Origin of the sequence: Natronospira sp. (genome assembly GCF_007134575.1) — a bacterium.
Taxonomy (GTDB): domain Bacteria; phylum Pseudomonadota; class Gammaproteobacteria; order Natronospirales; family Natronospiraceae; genus Natronospira; species Natronospira elongata.
This window is the reverse complement of sequence record NZ_SLKM01000249.1, coordinates 1-2,713: the sequence shown is the minus strand read 5'-3', so window position 1 is coordinate 2,713 and position 2,713 is coordinate 1. Positions and strand designations below refer to the sequence as shown.

Below are 2,713 nucleotides of genomic sequence, written 5' to 3'. Positions count from 1 at the left end.
CAGAATGAGCCTCCCTGTTAAAGTCGTTGACAAAGTGCTCGAGCTCTTCCCGGGCAACTCCTGCCTTTTTAAGCAACCCATCAAAGCTTTCCTTCAAAACCGCTTTCCGATAGGCCTCAAAGTCCTCACAATGATCATCAATAAAAACACGGTTTTCTAACTTATTGACAAGCAAATAATGGATGGCGGCTTTGATGAAATAATAACTCGAACCGATATTTGTTATCGTATCAGCTTTATGAGCCATTTTGCTGTTCTTCCTGGTGGTGATGAGTTCAAGCGGGATGTTGTTACGGAAATGTGCGTTGAAAGCATAAAACCCGGCTACTGCATTCTCTTCGTTCACCTCGCTGTCGAGTATATAAATGCGTTTGGCCATTTTAAGTTGTTCCAGCGGGACGTTGTAATGGCTGTTTGCAAAATAGCCATCGCCTTTGTCCATATAATGGAAACTGCTGATATTGTTGGTTTTGGCTCCGGCTCGCGCAAACTTTTGCACCATATAGATTTCTTCATTGGTAAGCCGGGCGCCTGCATAAAAGGCATTCTCATCAGCTTTTACAGCTTGTAATTTCTCTTTTATTATTGAGAAAGCCTCTTCAAAGGAGATAGGTACAAACTCACCGTTTGTTTTTTTCAGCGGTTGTGTAAGTCGGTTTTTATCGTTAAGATACTGATAACCAAACTTTGCAAACCTGCAGATACTGCCATCTTTATTCACCAGGCCTTTGCTTCCCGTTATGCGGGAAACAAATCCGGTTTTGTGGTGCAGGGTGATTTCGCAGCCAATGGAGCAATAGTTGCAGATGGTTTTGACACTTTCCGTTTTTACCGGCATGGTCTTAAAGGGCACATTTTCAGTGATGGCCCCTGTAGGGCAAGTGTCAATGCACAGGCCGCACGATTCGCAGTTTGTGTTTTGCAGCGGACCATCCATGCTTGGAGCCACGTAGGTCTCAAAGCCACGGTTAACAAGCCCCAGGGCATTGGCACCGTTCACTTCGGAGCAGATGCGTATGCAGCGCGAGCAGAGAATGCACTTGTTGTTATCTATCTCAACGAATGGGTGCTCAAAATCAACCTGGTATTTTTTGTAGTCGCCACCAAAGCGTTTTTGTTCTGCCTGGTAATCATTGGCATATTTTTTCAAGTCGCAGGTGTGCAATTCAGAGCAGCCGCATTCAAGGCAGCGCATTGTTTCCTTGATGGCTTCTTCGTCGGCATATCCCAGCTCCACTTCATCGAAATTGTCGCGCTTTGCAGGATCAAGGGTGGGCATCTCTTTTCTTTCCTGGTTGATGAAAAAGTCTTTATAGTCGCCATCCTCTTGCTTCTCAAAATGATCTTTTTTGCTGAGAAACTCTTTAGGAGCTGCTGTTATTTCTTTTCCATTGAGGTATTGGCTGCAGCTTTCAGCGGCTATCTTGCCTTGTGCAATGGCTTCAATGAGTGTGGCAGGGCCGGTAACCCCGTCGCCGCAAGCAAACACATTCTTTATGGATGTTTGCAGCGTACCCCTGGCGGCATCAATGTCGCCCCAGCGGTTCAGTTTGAGAGGCGCTTCAGCGTGCTGGCTGATGTCATCCATGAAGTTTACCACGGTCTTTTGTCCGATGGCTGCGAGGATAAAGTCGAGTTCAACGTCAAACTCTGAGCCTTCCACTTTTACCGGCCGGCGACGGCCCGAGGCATCGGGTTCCCCCAGCTCCATGCGGATGCAAGTGAGCGTTTTTAGTTTGCCGTCTTCATCCTTGTTGACCCTGGCTGGTGCCGTCAGGAACATGTAATTAATTCCTTCAAGCTTCGACTCATGGATTTCGATGGGGTTGGCCGGCATCTCTTTTTCTGTGCGGCGGTAGATTACGGTGACCTCCTCGGCACCGCAGCGTTTGGCGGTTCGGCAGCAGTCCATGGCCGTGTTGCCGCCGCCAATCACTGCTACTTTCTTACCGGTGAAGTCATATTTCTGGCCTGTCATCTCCATGTTGCGCAGGAAGTCAATGCCGGAAAAGATATTTTCAGCATCATCGCCATCACAACCGATGCCGGTTCCTTTCTGGGAGCCAATGGCCAGTATGGTGGCGTCGAACTGTTCTTTCAGGTCTTTATAACTAATATTATCGCCCAGCCGCTGCCCATAATGGATTTTGACACCCAGCCCGGTTATTCCTTCTATTTCTTTCTCAATCACGTCGTTGGGAAGACGATAGGGTGGTATGCCATAGCGCAGCATGCCGCCGGCGTGTGGGCTGGCTTCAAAAATTTCGGCGTGGTGTCCTTCCTTTGCCAGGAAGTAAGCGGCGGTAAGTCCGCCGGGCCCTGCACCAATGATGGCAACTTTTTTGCCGGTAGGTGGTTTAATCTCAGGCATGAAACGATTCTCCGAAAACATGTCGATGTCAGAGGTGTAGCGCTTCAGGTAGTCGATGCCCACACCGATCTCCTCAACCAGATTCCTGCGGCACACCAGTTCACAGGGGCGCACGCACACGCGGCCGCAAATCGCTGGCAGGGGATTGGTTTCCTTGATCAGCTCAACGGCTTCGCGGTGTTTACCCTTGTTGATCATCGAGATGTATCCCTGCACATCCACACCCGCGGGGCATTCCTCACGGCACGGCGGCGCACAGTCAGCATAATGGTTGCTTACCAGCAGATCAAGCGCAAACTTTCTAGACTTATGAACCCGCTCGTTGTCAGTCTGAATGCGCAT

1 protein-coding gene is annotated in these 2,713 nt (G+C 49.2%); it reads right to left on the bottom strand.

The features are described 5' to 3' along the window. On the bottom strand, nucleotides 1–2,569 hold a 2,569-nt coding region (locus ACJWXQ_RS09950), incomplete at its 3' end, for an FAD-dependent oxidoreductase (RefSeq protein ID WP_406672737.1). Nucleotides 2,570–2,713: the final 144 nt, after the last annotated feature.